Below are 12,086 nucleotides of genomic sequence, written 5' to 3' on the forward strand. Positions count from 1 at the left end.
GAAAAACACGAGCCTTTCCCGGTACGCGTGGACCAGGAGGCGCTGCCGTACGCGGCGGCGCTCTGCTTCTCGCGCCGGAGGTCGAACAGGGTTAGCGTGACCCCAGGGCAGCGTCGCCGAGGAGGTCCACGCGCATGACCGCGATCGATGAACTGGCCGCCCGCCTGCGGATCACCCTGGGCCCGGACCAGGTGCTCACCGACAGGCAACAGCTACGGACGTACGAGTGTGACGGCCTCGCCCACTACAAGGTGATCCCGGCGCTGGTCGCCCTTCCCCGCACCGCCGCCCAGACCGCCGCCGTGGTCCGCGCCTGCGCCGGCGCGAAGGTCCCGTTCGTCGCCCGCGGCTCCGGCACCGGCCTGTCCGGCGGGGCGCTGCCGCACGCCGACGGCGTCCTGATCGTCACCTCGCAGCTCCGCGACATCCTGGAGATGCGCCCGGCGGACGAACGCGCCGTCGTCCAGCCCGGCGTGATCAACCTGCAGGTCACACAGGCCGCCACCCCGCACGGCTAACGCCCCCGACCCGTCCAGCCAGCAGATCTGCTCGATCGGCGGGAACGTGGCGGAGAACTCGGGCGGCGCGCACTGCCTCAAGTACGGGTTCACCACCAACCACGTGACCGGCCTGGAGATCGTCACCCCGGACGGCGACCTGGTCCGGCTCGGCGGGGCCGCCCCGGACACCCCCGGCTACGACCTGGTCGGCGCGTTCGTCGGCTCGGAGGGCACGCTCGGCGTCGCCACCGAGGTCACGGTGCGGCTCACCCGGCTGCCGGAGACGGTCCGGACCCTGCTCGCCGCCTTCCACGGCACCGACCAGGCCGGCGCGGCCACGTCGGCGATCATCGCGGCCGGGGTGGTGCCGGCCGCGATCGAGATGATGGACGCGCTCTCCATCGAGGCCGCCGAGGCGGCGGTGCACTGCGGCTACCCGCCCCGCGCCGGCGCGGTCCTGGTGGTCGAGCTGGACGGCCCGTCCGCCGAGGTGCAAGCTCAGTTCGACGAGGTCACAGCGTTGTGCGAGGCGAACGGGGCGTTCGAGATCCGGGTCGCCGCCGACGACACCGAACGGCAACTGATCTGGCGGGGCCGCAAGTCGGCGTTCGCGGCGGTCGGCCGGATCAGCCCCGACTACATCGTCCAGGACGGGGTGATCCCCCGGACCGCGCTGCCCGAGGTGCTGCGCCGGATCACCGACGTCGCGTCGGCGCACGGGGTCCGGGTGGCGAACGTCTTCCACGCCGGCGACGGCAACCTGCACCCCCTGGTGCTGTTCGACGACGCGGTGCCGGGCGAGGCGGAACGCGCCGAGACGGTGTCCGGCGCGATCCTCGACCTGTGCATCGAGTACGGCGGCTCGATCACCGGCGAACACGGCGTCGGCGTGGACAAGGCCCGGTACATGCCCCGCATGTTCAGCGACACCGACCTCGACACGATGCAGCTGGTCAGGTGCGCGTTCGACCCGGACGGCCTGGCCAACCCGGGCAAGGTCTTCCCCACCCCGCGCCTGTGCGGCGAACGGCCGGGGCGCAGGCAGGGCGCTTTCGAGCATCAGGGCGCGGAGGTCTTCTGATGAGCGTGCTCGACGATCTCGCGGTGAAAGCCGGGGACGACGACGTGGTCTGCGGGGTGCCCGCCCGTTTCGTGGCCGCGCCCGCCGGCACCGAGGAGGCCGCCGCGCTGATCGCCGCCGCCCGCGATCTCACCGTGGTGGTCCGCGGCGGCGGCACCCGGCTGCAGCAGGGCCCGCCACCCCGCGACCTGGACCTGATCATCGACACGCGCCGGATGGCCGGAGTCGTCGAACACGCCGCCGGCGACCTGATCACCGTGGTCCGGGCCGGCACCCCGATGGCCGAGTTGCACCGTCTGCCCGGCCAGCAACTCGCCCTGGACGCGCCCGCCGCGGCGACGGCAGGCGGCACTGTCGCGGCGAACACCAGCGGCCCCCGCCGGCTGCGCTACGGCACGGCCCGCGACCTGCTGATCGGCATCACCGTGGTCCGCCCGGACGGCAGGATCGCGAAGGCGGGCGGCAAGGTGGTCAAGAACGTCGCCGGCTACGACCTGGGCAAACTCTTCACCGGCTCCTTCGGCACGCTGGGCTTGATCACCGAGTGCGTCTTCCGGTTGCATCCGGTTCCGGTAACCACCGCTTTCGTACGGGCCATCGCTCCCAGCGGCCTGGCCGCGCGGGTCCTGTCCGCGCAGTTCGCACCCAGCGCCATCGAGATCAACGCCGCACCCGGCGCGGACCCGGAGATCGCCGTCCTGCTGGAAGGCACCCCGGCCGGCGTCCGCGACCGCGCCGCCGCCGTGGCCCGCCTGCTCGGCGGCGACGTCACCACCGAACCTCCACCCTGGTGGGGCGTTCCCCCTGCCCCGCCCGGGGGTCTCCTGGTGAAACTCACGGCCGCTCTCTCCCGCGTCCCGGACCTGGTCACGGCCGCCGTCGACGCCGGCCTCACGATCCGCGGCTCCGCCGGTACAGGCGTCCTCTACGCAGGCATCCCCGCAACCAGCACCGGCGCCTCCACCACCGACCGAACGTTCTCCTCCGCGTCGCACGGCCACACGGCCACCCCCACCCCTGACCGCCACGCGGTCGCCCGGATCGTTGCGGTGCTGCGGGCGGCAGCGACCGCCGCCGGTGGGCACGCCGTGGTGCTCTCCGCACCCGGCGGCACGCGCGACGGCCTCGACATGTGGGGCCCCGTACCCGGCCTCGACCTCATGCGCCGCATCAAGGACCAGTTCGACCCGGATCACCGCTTCGCCCCCGGCCGCTTCGTGGGAGGAATCTGATGCCCGGCACCGACGGCCCCCGCCCCGTCCACCACGATCGCGGGGCTGCCGCGGATGGCCGGACGCCGGTCGGCGCGACGCACGGCACCGGGACGCCGCCGGTCGACGCGCTGCGGGCCGCGGAGAACGGGACGGTGCCGCCGGGGGAACCCGCGTTCGATGGCCACCATCCGCCCAGCGCCGACATCGTGTCCGATTGTGTTCACTGTGGGTTCTGCCTGACGACCTGCCCGACCTATGTGCTCTGGGGCGAGGAGATGGACTCGCCACGCGGCCGGATCCACCTGATCGGGCAGGGACTCTCCGGCGAGCCGCTGAGCGACTCGACGGTCACCCACTTCGACCGGTGTCTCGGCTGCATGGCGTGTGTGACGGCGTGCCCGTCCGGCGTCCGCTACGACCGGCTGATCGAGGACACGCGGGCCCAGGTGGAACGCCGCCACGCCCGGCGCACGCGGGACCGGGCCCTGCGGGCGGCGATCTTCGCGCTGTTCCCGTACCCCCGCAGGCTCCGGCTGTTGCGGGGACCGCTCCGGGCGTACCAGAGATCCGGTCTTCAGAAGCTCGTCGCCCGCAGCGGCCTGCTCGAACGCCTCGCGCCGACCCTCGCCACCCTGGAATCCCTGGCTCCGCGCCTGCGCGGGGTGCCGCGCCCTCCGGAACGCGTCAGGGCCCGCGGTGAACGCCGCGCCGTCGTCGGCATGCTGACCGGTTGTGTTCAGAGCGCGTTCTTTCCGGACGTCAATTCTGCGACGGTACGGGTCCTCGCCGCCGAAGGCTGTGAGGTGCTGATCCCGCCGAGCCAGGGATGTTGCGGGGCGCTGAGCGTGCACAACGGCCGCCGGGCCGAGGCGCAGCGGTTCGCCCGGCGGCTGATCGACACGTTCGAGAGCACCGGCATGGACTACTTCGTGGTCAACTCGGCGGGCTGCGGTTCGTCGCTGAAGGAGTACGACGAGCTGCTCGCCGACGACCCGGCGTACGCGAGGCGGGCCGCCGACTTCACCGCGAAGGTCCGTGACCTGGCCGAACTGCTGGCCGAACTGGGGCCCGTCGCCATCCGGCACCCGTTGCCGATGACGGTCGCGTACCACGACGCCTGTCATCTCGGGCACGCGCAGGGTGTCCGCGCACAGCCCCGGGCCCTGCTGCGCGGCATCCCCGGGCTGGAGGTGCGCCCGATCGCCGATCCGGAGATCTGTTGTGGATCGGCGGGCGTGTGGAACGTACTCAATCCGGGCCCGGCCGCCGAACTCGGCGACCGCAAGGCGAAAGCCGTCCTGGCCACCGGAGCCGAGCTGCTCGTCACTGCCAACCCGGGCTGTCTCATGCAGGTCGCCGCCGCGGTCCGCCGCCGGGGTGGAACGATCGCCCTCGCCCACACGGCCCACGTCCTGGACGCCTCGATCCGCGGGCTGCCCGCGGCCACGCTGACATCCGCGCCGTGAGGAACCGCGGGGAGAACGGGTCCCGTAGCACCCGTTCTCCCCGCGCTCTCCCGGCCGGTGGCCGTTGAGCGAGGTCGCTGCGCCCCCGCGCTGCCGACCTCTCCCCCACCACGGTCACCCGCCCGTACGGCACCCATCCCATCGCGCCGCACGTCTGATCCAGCACCTCGCGTGGCGGCGTTCTGAGCGAATGGCGGACGGGGACCCGCCCAACACATTGATATGCGTTAAATTGGGAGCGCTCCCACCATGCCCCTCCCCGCACGTCCCGTCAAGCACCTCCCCCGGAAGGCATCCCCATGCATCGACGGAAATGGGCCTCGCTCGGCCTGACGACCCTCCTCGCCACCACCACCGCGGCCGCGTTCACCCTGGTCACCGGCGGCGTCGCGCACGCCGCCGCCGGCTGCTCGGTGAAGTACACGGTGTCCAGCCAGTGGCCGGGCGGCTTCGGCGGAAACGTCGACGTCACCAATCTCGGCGACCCGGTGACCGGCTGGTCGGTGGCGTTCAGCTTCGGCGCCGGCCAGACGATCACCCAGCTCTGGAACGGTTCGGTCACCCAGTCCGGGTCGTCGGTCACCGTCCGCAACACCGGCTGGAACGGTGCGATCCCGACCAACGGCAAGGCCTCGTTCGGGTTCAACGGATCGTGGACCGGCTCCAACCCGGCGCCCACGTCGTTCTCCCTCAACGGCGTGACCTGCACCGGTACGGTCGATCCCACCCCCACCGACCCGACCCCGGACCCGACCGGCGGCAAGACGAAGATCATGGCGCTGGGCGATTCGATCACCGGCTCCCCCGGCTGCTGGCGCGCCCAGCTCTGGCAGCAACTGCCCGCCACCGCGGTGGACTTCGTCGGCACGCTTCCGGGTGACGGCTGCGGGTTCCCGTACGACGGCGAGCACGAGGGCCACGGCGGCTACCTCGTCACCAACGTGGCGAGCCAGAACCTGCTCCCCGCCTGGCTCTCCGCGAGCGATCCCGACGTGGTCCTGATGCACTTCGGCACCAACGACGCGTGGAGCAACATCCCGGCCACCACGATCCTGAACGCCTACACCACCCTGGTCGGCCAGATGCGCGCCGCCAACCCCAAGATCAAGATCATCGTCGCGCAGATCATCCCGCTGAACCCGTCCACCTGCGCCGACTGCGGCCAGCGCGTGGTCACCCTGAACGCCGCGATCCCGTCCTGGGCCGCGTCCCTGTCGACCGCCGCCTCCCCGATCACCGTCGTCGACCAGTGGACCGGGTTCAACACGGCCACCGACACGTACGACGGCGTCCACCCCAACGACGCCGGCAACACCAAGATCGCGGCCCGATGGCTCCCCGCCGTCCGGGACGCTCTCCCCTGACCCTGCTCAGCCGATCGCCAGGGCCGTCTCAGCGTCCCCGAGACAGCCCTGACGACCGGCCGGCAAACCCCGGCTGGCGCTCAGGGCTGCCCCAACGCGCGCGAGACAGCCGTGACAACGAGCCGGCAAACCCCGGCTGGCGCTCACGGCTGCCTCAACGCGCGCGAGACAGCCCTGAGCGCCGGCCGGGCGCCGTCACGGCCTGAGTCAGGCGCCAGGAACGATCTGCGGCCGGCCGGGGTGCCGTCCGCTCGGGTGATCCCGCGGGCGGGCGGCGCGGCCCAGACTGGCGGGATGGCGGAAGCGAAGACGAAACGGAACGAGCAGAGCGTGGCGGCGTTCCTCGCCGCCGTCACCGATCCGGCGCGCCGGGCCGACGCGGAGGCCGCGGTCACGCTGATGACCGAGGCGACCGGGGTGGCGCCGGCGATGTGGGGGGGTTCGATCATCGGGTTCGGGACGTACCACTACCGGTACGCGTCCGGCCGTGAGGGCGACTGGCCACCGGTCGGCCTGTCGCCGCGCAAGCAGGCGCTGACCCTGTACATCTCGACGGGTTTCGACGGCGCCGGCGATCTGCTGGCCCGGCTCGGCCCGCACCGTACCGGAAAGTCGTGTCTCTATCTGAAGCGTCTCGCCGACGTCGACCACGCGGTCCTGAGAGACCTGGTGGCCGAGGGTTTCCGGCATCTCGCGGGCCGCACCGTGACGGCCGAGCCGCAGTAGCGTCGTTCAGGCGCCGGGAACGAGGGCGGGCCGGGACGGTTCGAGCGGTTCGGGCACGCGGCCCTGGTGGAGGATGTCGATCAGTGCCGCGGGCCCGTGCCGGCGCTGGGGAGTAAGTTCGGCCGGGTGCAGCGGGATCGCCGCGAGCAGGTCGATCTCCGTACCGTCAGCGGCTCTCTCCGGTCGCTGCCCGCGCGCCGGCACGAACCCGTCGCGGCCGGGCCGGTGCCGGAGGAGGCCATCGGTCATGATCGACATCCTGCGCACGCCGCGGGGAGCGGAACTCCCACGAAGCCCGTTTCTCGGGCGGCAACGGGCCGAATCGGACGGCATAATCATCCGGTGGACAACTGGGAGTACGCGCGACTGGAGTACCGCGCGGCGGGCACGCTCGGCGCCGACCGTTTCATGGACTGGACCGCGACGTTCCATCATCCGGGTGGGGTGCTGCGCTGGGGCACCGACGAGCGTTTCGACGACCTGCGGCATCTGAACCGGGCGGGCGCGGCCGGCTGGCAGGCGTACGACCGGTCGGTGATCCACGTGATCGGCGAGCCGCACCGGCTGAGCAGCGTGACGTACTCGATGCGCCGCCCGATCCCGGCCGACCTGGTGGCGATGCAGACCGCCGTGGTGGACGAGCGTGCCTAGGGAGACCGGCGTCAAGCTGATCGCGTCGAACAAGAAGGCGCGGCACGACTACGCCATCCTGCGGACGTACGAGGCGGGTCTGGTGCTGGCCGGCACCGAGGTGAAGTCGCTGCGGCTGGGCCGGGCGTCGCTGGTGGACACGTTCGCGCAGGAGCACGAGGGCGAGATCATGCTCTACGGCCTGCACATCGCGGAGTACGGGTTCGGCTCGTGGACGAATCACGCGCCGCGGCGTACCCGCAAGCTGCTGTTGCACAAGGTCGAGATCGTCAAGATCCTGAACCAGCTCAAGGAGGGCTCCGGCCTGACCCTGGTGCCGCTGTCGCTGTATTTCAAGGACGGCTGGGCCAAGATCGAGCTGGGTCTGGCGCGCGGCCTGAAATCGTACGACAAAAGGCAGGTCATGGCCGAGCGGGACGCCAAGAAGGAGATCGCCAAGGAGATGGGCCGTCGCCTGAAAGGCGTCGACGGCCGCCGCTAGGCTCGGCACGTGGAATTCGGTCTGGACACTTTCGGTGACGTCAACGGCAAGCCCTATCCGGAGGTGATCCGGGACGTCGTCGAGCAGGGGGTGCTCGCGGACCGTCTCGGCATCGACTTCTTCGGCGTCGGCGAGCACCACCGCGACGACTACGCGATCTCGGCGCCGGAGATCGTGCTCGCGGCGATCGCCGCGCGGACCGAGCGGATCCGGCTGGGCACGGCGGTCACGGTGCTGAGTTCCGATGATCCGGTACGGGTCTTCGAGCGCTTCGCCACCCTGGACGCCGTCGCCCGCGGCCGTGCCGAGATCATTCTGGGCCGGGGCTCGTTCACCGAGTCGTTCCCGCTGTTCGGGTTCGACCTGGGCGACTACGAGCGCCTGTTCGCCGAGAAGCTGGATCTGATGTCGGAGCTGCTCTCCGAGGGCCCGGTGTCCTGGGAGGGTTCGATCCGGCCGCCGCTGGTCGAGCAGCACGTCTACCCGAAGACGGCGTCCGGCGCGATCCGCACCTGGATCGGGGTGGGTGGCAGCCCGGAGTCGGTGGTCCGCGCCGCGCAGTACGGCATGCCGCTGGTCCTGGCGATCATCGGCGGCGCCCCGGCCCGGTTCGCCCCGTACACCGAGCTGTACCACCGCGCGCTCAAGGAGCTGGACCAGGCGCCGCAGCCGATCGCCGTGCACTGCCCGGGTTTCGTGGCCGCGACCGATCAGGAGGCGGCCGACGTCCTGTGGCCGCACGCGCGCCGCAACCTGGACCGGATCGGCCGGGAGCGGGGCTGGCCGCCGATCACCCGGGACCGGTTCGAGGCCGATGTCGCCGAGGGCGCCTGGCACGTCGGCTCGCCGGAGACGGTGGCCCGGAAGATCGCGGCGACGATCCAGGCGCTGGGCATCGACCGTTTCGACCTGAAGTACTCCCACGGGCCGCTGCCGCACGATCAGCTGATGACCTGCATCCGGCTCTATGCCGAAGAGGTGATCCCACGGGTCCGGGAATTGATGAAGGGCGATTGAGGAGGGCGAAACACTCTCCCGCCACTTCTAAGCTATAGCACAGGGTGGGGCTTGCGGCAAGACCCCGGTTGCGGCGGAGAATCGTCCACCGTAACGCAGTCTGCCGAAACGGGGATGCCGTGAACATGTCTGCCACCAGCGCTTTCGCCCTGCCGGAGCGGCTCGCCGCGAAAGCGGAGCCGGCGATGATCGCGGCCGACGAAAAGCATTTCGCGGAAATAGCGGAAAGCCTCCAGAGGTCGATCGCCGCATTGTCGGAACAGCTCGACGCGGAACGGCGCGCGCCCGCCGGAAAGGGGCGGCAGGCGGTCGACCGGGACGACGCGGTCCGGCGGATGAACGCGCGGCTGCGGTCGCTGCGCCGGTACAGCCTGGACCTGTGCCTGGGCCGGATGGTGTTCGCGAACGGCGAGACGGTCTATGTCGGGCGGCTGGGGCTGACCGACGGCGCGGGCGGGCGGCTGCTGGTGGACTGGCGGTCGCCGGCCGCGGAGCCGTTCTTCGGCGCCACCCACGCCGGCCCGATGGGCCTGGTCAGCCGCCGCCGGTACCGGTGGTCGGACGGCCGGGTCACCGACTACTGGGACGAGGTGTTCGACGCCGACGGGCTGGACGGCAACGCGGCTCTGGACGACCAGTCGGCGTTCATCGCCAGCCTGGGTAGCAGCCGGTCACCGCGGATGCGGGACGTGCTGGGCACCATCCAGGCGGACCAGGACGCGATCATCCGGGCCGGTTCGGCGGGCGCGCTGGTGGTCGACGGCGGGCCGGGCACCGGCAAGACCGTGGTGGCCCTGCACCGGACCGCCTACCTGCGCTATTCCGATCCGCGGCTGGGCCGGGGCCGGGGCGGTGTGCTGTTCGTCGGGCCGCACGAGCCCTATCTGGCGTACGTCGCCGACGTCCTGCCCAACCTCGGTGAGGACGACGTGCAGACGTGCACGATCCGGGACCTGGTGGCCGAGGGCGCGCACGCCGGGGTGGAGGCCGATCCGGCGGTGGCCGGGCTGAAGTCGTCGGCGGCCCTGGTCGGCGCGATCGACGCGGCGGTCCGCTTCTACGAGGAGCCGCCGGTGACGCCGCTGACCGTCGGCACCGGCGACGGTGACGTCCGGGTGACCGCGGCGGACTGGGCCGCGGCGTTCGAGGCGCCGGACCCCGGCACCCCGCACAACGAGGCGCGCGACCAGATCGCCGAGGAGCTGTACGCGATCCTCGCCGAACGGTCCGGCGCGAGCGAGGCGGAACTGGCGCGCAGCCCGGAGCTGCGGACCGCCCTGCACCGGGCGTGGCCGGTTCTGGAGGCCACCGACCTGGTCGCCGATCTGTGGTCGGTCCCGGCGTACCTGCGCAAGTGCGCGCCCTGGCTGAGCGCCGGGAAGATCCGCGCGCTGCAGCGGGACGACCCGCGGGCCTGGACGGTGTCCGACCTGCCGCTGCTGGACGCGGCCCGGCAGCGGCTCGGCGACCCGGCGGCGTCCGATCGGCGGCGCCGGGAGCGGGCGGCGGTCGCGGCCGGCCGGCGGGCGATGGACCGGGTCGTCGACGATCTGATCGCGTCGAACGAGTACGACGACGGCGAGGGCCTGATGACCATGCTGCGCCAGCAGGACCTGCGGGAGGTGCTGGACACCGGGGGCGCGCTCCCGGCCGCCGACCCCGACCTGCTGGCCGGCCCGTTCGCGCACATCGTGGTGGACGAGGCGCAGGAGCTCACCGACGCGGAGTGGCGGATGCTGCTGTCGCGCTGCCCGTCGCGGAGTCTCACCATCGTCGGGGACCGGGCGCAGGCGCGGCACGGCTTCACCGAGTCGTGGCCGGAGCGCCTGGAACGGGTGGGTCTCCACCGGATCGCGATGGCGTCGCTGACCGTCAACTACCGGACGCCGGAGGAGGTGATGGCCGAGGCGGAGCCGGTGATCCGGGCCGCGCTGCCGGACGCCAACGTGCCCACCTCGATCCGGAGCAGCGGGATCCCGGTCCATCACGGTCCCGTCACCGATCTGGAGACGATCCTGGCGGATCACCGCGAGGGCACGGCGTGCGTGATCGCTCGCGGTCCGATCGATTTCCCGGGGGTACGGGTCCTCACCCCCGAGTTGTCCAAGGGCCTGGAGTTCGACCTGGTCGTGGTGGTCGATCCGGAGACGTTCGGGGACGGGATCGAGGGCGCCGTCGACCGTTATGTCGCGATGACCCGGGCCACCCGCCGGCTGGCCGTCCTGCGCACCTGACGGTGGGTCCCGGCGCCGGTTCCGCCGGCGCCGGGACGAAGAACGGACCGCCTACTTGACGATGCCGGCGGTGCGGCAGGCCTTGCGGTACTTGGCGGTGCAGAGCGCCGCGGCGTCCACGAAGCCGGCCTCGACCACGGACTTCACGTTGTTGATCGTGATCGCCCGCGGGGTCAGCTTCCGGAACTGGACGTAGGCGCCCGACTCGGGGTCCTTCAGCTTGTCCTTGAGCTGCGGCTTCTTGTTCTGGAACAGGTTGATCGCCAGCTCGGCGGCCGCGTCGGCCTCCAGTTTCACGTCCTTGTAGACGGTCATGCACTGCTCGCCGGCGAGGATGTTCTGCAGGCCCTGGGTCGTGGCGTCCTGGCCGGTGACCTGGACCTTGCCGGCGAGGCCCTTCTCGCGGAGCACCTCGATGGCCGCGTTGCCGAGACCGTCGTTGGCGGCGAGGACGCCGTTGATGTTCGGGAACTGCTTGAGCATCAGGGCGAAGATCTCACGGCCCTCGTCGTTGTCCCAGTCCGGCACGAACTGGTCGGGGCCCTGGACCGCCCGGCCGGCGTTGAACATCGTGCTCAGGTGGGCGTCGTAGCCCTCCTTGAACAGGGTGGCGTTGTTGTCGGTGGGCGAGCCGTTCAGCTCGGCGATGACCGGCTTCTCGATTTCCTTGGCCTTCAGGCAGCTCTCCAGCCCCCTGGCCTGGAGATCGCCGACCGCCACGTTGTCGAAGCTCACGTAGTAGTCGGCGCCGCCGTTGAGGGTGAGCCGGTCGTAGTCGATCACCGGGACCTTGCGGTCGTGGGCCTTCTGGATGACCGCCTTGCCGCTGACCGAGTCGAGGCTGGCGATCACCAGCACCTTGAAGCCCTTGTCCAGGGCCGTCTCGGCGATCCGCTGGAACTCGTCCTTGTTGCCTTCGGCGTTGAAGATCTGGTACGGCACGTTCGCCTTCTTGAAGGCCGCCTCCAGGTACTTCGGGTCGTCGGTGCTCCACCGCTGGGAGGACTTGGTGTCCGGCAGGATCACGGCGATGCCGTCGTTGCCGGTGACCTTCTCGCTACCGCCGCTGGTGGTCGCCACGCTCCCGGCGGCGCCGTCTTCGCCCCCGTCGTCACATGCCGTGAGCGTGACCGAAGTCAGCAGGCCGGCGGCGACCAGGATGGCCAGAGACTTGCGCATGGCGATGTGTTTCCTCTCACGGTGTCCCGAGCTGCGCGGAGACGCTGAACGGTCCGCCAAGTATCGGCCAGCGCGTCACGGCCGCAGCATCGGGTGGGGGGCCGGGGAACAAGATTATTCATTTTCACCGCGATCCTGCCAACAATCACTGTCAGTGATCGCGTATTGCTTCC

12 protein-coding genes are annotated in these 12,086 nt (G+C 71.3%); 10 read left to right on the forward strand and 2 right to left on the reverse strand.

Annotated features, from left to right (window positions below):
* Positions 1–134: 134 nt before the first annotated feature.
* The 6 genes from ACZ3II_RS26755 (at position 135) to ACZ3II_RS26780 (ending at position 6,351) form a co-directional block, all read left to right on the forward strand.
* Complete coding sequence (locus ACZ3II_RS26755) at positions 135–518, forward strand: FAD-binding protein (RefSeq protein WP_465520485.1); 384 nt, start codon at positions 135–137, stop codon at positions 516–518.
* A gap of 46 nt (positions 519–564) precedes the next feature.
* On the forward strand, positions 565–1,581 hold the full coding sequence (locus tag ACZ3II_RS26760; protein WP_465520486.1) for an FAD-linked oxidase C-terminal domain-containing protein: 1,017 nt from the start codon (positions 565–567) through the stop codon (positions 1,579–1,581).
* Entirely contained in the window at positions 1,581–2,813 is a 1,233-nt protein-coding gene (locus tag ACZ3II_RS26765; RefSeq protein WP_465520487.1) for an FAD-binding oxidoreductase, read from the forward strand. The genes ACZ3II_RS26760 and ACZ3II_RS26765 overlap by 1 nt, the downstream gene beginning before the upstream one ends.
* On the forward strand, positions 2,813–4,261 hold the full coding sequence (locus ACZ3II_RS26770) for a (Fe-S)-binding protein (RefSeq protein WP_465520488.1): 1,449 nt from the start codon (positions 2,813–2,815) through the stop codon (positions 4,259–4,261). Before ACZ3II_RS26765 ends, ACZ3II_RS26770 begins: the two co-directional genes overlap by 1 nt.
* A 299-nt stretch (positions 4,262–4,560) precedes the next feature.
* Complete coding sequence (locus tag ACZ3II_RS26775; protein WP_465520489.1) at positions 4,561–5,625, forward strand: cellulose binding domain-containing protein; 1,065 nt, start codon at positions 4,561–4,563, stop codon at positions 5,623–5,625.
* Positions 5,626–5,919: 294 nt separating this feature from the next.
* The gene (locus ACZ3II_RS26780; protein ID WP_465520490.1) at positions 5,920–6,351 is read left to right on the forward strand and encodes a DUF1801 domain-containing protein; all 432 of its coding nucleotides are present in this window, start codon (positions 5,920–5,922) and stop codon (positions 6,349–6,351) included.
* Positions 6,352–6,357: 6 nt separating this feature from the next.
* Here the strand turns inward: ACZ3II_RS26780 and ACZ3II_RS26785 are convergent, their stop codons facing one another.
* Positions 6,358–6,600, reverse strand: a complete 243-nt coding sequence (locus ACZ3II_RS26785; protein WP_465520491.1) for a hypothetical protein — start codon at positions 6,598–6,600, stop codon at positions 6,358–6,360.
* A 93-nt stretch (positions 6,601–6,693) separates the two neighbouring features.
* Between ACZ3II_RS26785 and ACZ3II_RS26790 the strand changes: the two genes are divergently transcribed.
* The 4 genes from ACZ3II_RS26790 to helR all read left to right on the forward strand — a co-directional run bounded on the left by ACZ3II_RS26790 (position 6,694) and on the right by helR (position 10,734).
* Positions 6,694–7,002 (forward strand): hypothetical protein, encoded by a 309-nt coding sequence (locus tag ACZ3II_RS26790; RefSeq protein ID WP_465520492.1) that lies wholly within the window; start codon positions 6,694–6,696, stop codon positions 7,000–7,002.
* Positions 6,995–7,483, forward strand: coding sequence for an SsrA-binding protein SmpB (gene smpB, locus ACZ3II_RS26795; RefSeq protein ID WP_465520493.1), 489 nt, complete (start codon positions 6,995–6,997; stop codon positions 7,481–7,483). Before ACZ3II_RS26790 ends, smpB begins: the two co-directional genes overlap by 8 nt.
* Positions 7,484–7,492: 9 nt before the next feature.
* Positions 7,493–8,500 carry an LLM class flavin-dependent oxidoreductase gene (locus tag ACZ3II_RS26800; RefSeq protein ID WP_465520494.1) on the forward strand — a complete coding sequence of 336 codons (1,008 nt, stop codon included), beginning with the start codon at positions 7,493–7,495 and terminating at the stop codon, positions 8,498–8,500.
* A gap of 125 nt (positions 8,501–8,625) precedes the next feature.
* Positions 8,626–10,734 (forward strand): RNA polymerase recycling motor ATPase HelR, encoded by a 2,109-nt coding sequence (gene helR, locus ACZ3II_RS26805; protein ID WP_465520495.1) that lies wholly within the window; start codon positions 8,626–8,628, stop codon positions 10,732–10,734.
* 51 nt (positions 10,735–10,785) lie between these two features.
* On the opposite strand, the gene ACZ3II_RS26810 is transcribed toward helR, so the two are convergent.
* Positions 10,786–11,913 carry a sugar ABC transporter substrate-binding protein gene (locus tag ACZ3II_RS26810; protein ID WP_465520496.1) on the reverse strand — a complete coding sequence of 376 codons (1,128 nt, stop codon included), beginning with the start codon at positions 11,911–11,913 and terminating at the stop codon, positions 10,786–10,788.
* Between the last annotated feature and the right edge of the window lie 173 nt (positions 11,914–12,086).

It is taken from the genome of Actinoplanes sp. NPDC019969 (genome assembly GCF_055562375.1).

Coding starts and splice junctions, on each gene's coding strand:
- ACZ3II_RS26770 (WP_465520488.1), top strand. CDS start 2,813: ATGCCCGGCACCGACGGCCCCCGCCCCGTCCACCACGATCGCGGGGCT.
- ACZ3II_RS26755 (WP_465520485.1), top strand. CDS start 135: ATGACCGCGATCGATGAACTGGCCGCCCGCCTGCGGATCACCCTGGGC.
- ACZ3II_RS26775 (WP_465520489.1), top strand. CDS start 4,561: ATGCATCGACGGAAATGGGCCTCGCTCGGCCTGACGACCCTCCTCGCC.
- helR (WP_465520495.1), top strand. CDS start 8,626: ATGTCTGCCACCAGCGCTTTCGCCCTGCCGGAGCGGCTCGCCGCGAAA.
- ACZ3II_RS26785 (WP_465520491.1), bottom strand. CDS start 6,600: ATGACCGATGGCCTCCTCCGGCACCGGCCCGGCCGCGACGGGTTCGTG.
- ACZ3II_RS26810 (WP_465520496.1), bottom strand. CDS start 11,913: ATGCGCAAGTCTCTGGCCATCCTGGTCGCCGCCGGCCTGCTGACTTCG.
- ACZ3II_RS26765 (WP_465520487.1), top strand. CDS start 1,581: ATGAGCGTGCTCGACGATCTCGCGGTGAAAGCCGGGGACGACGACGTG.
- ACZ3II_RS26780 (WP_465520490.1), top strand. CDS start 5,920: ATGGCGGAAGCGAAGACGAAACGGAACGAGCAGAGCGTGGCGGCGTTC.